Annotated in this window: 1 protein-coding gene; it reads right to left on the bottom strand. The window is 64.0% G+C overall.

The annotated features are described in order from the left end of the window. On the bottom strand, positions 1–331 hold a 331-nt coding region (locus ODQ19_RS28085), incomplete at both ends, for an Ig-like domain-containing protein (RefSeq protein ID WP_330211848.1).

The following is a 331-nucleotide window of genomic DNA, read 5'->3' as shown; positions in this document are numbered from 1 at the left end:
TTCTTGCACCTGCACGGTCGCACCCGGCTTGCCGGTCACCGCCACATTGCCGGTGTCAGGATCGACAGTGCCCAACTGCGGTGCCAACAGCGGCACATCAACGTTGGTGGCAGGCGACTGCGTGTCACCATCCTTGACCACCACACCGACCTGCTGGCCGCTGGTGTTGCCCGGCAGGGTCACGGTGCCCTGGCCTTTGTCGTCCAGAGTGACTGGGTTGCCAATCGGGTTGCCGTTCTGGTCCTGCACCTGCACGGTCGCGCCCGGTTTGCCGGTCACCGCCACATTGCCGGTCTCAGGATCAACAATGCCCAACTGCGGTGCCAACAGT

Source organism: Pseudomonas sp. AM4(2022), assembly GCF_036346515.1.
GTDB lineage: Bacteria > Pseudomonadota > Gammaproteobacteria > Pseudomonadales > Pseudomonadaceae > Aquipseudomonas > Aquipseudomonas paracarnis.
The sequence above is the reverse complement of the archived record's forward strand: the minus strand, read 5'-3'. Positions and strand labels throughout refer to the sequence as shown.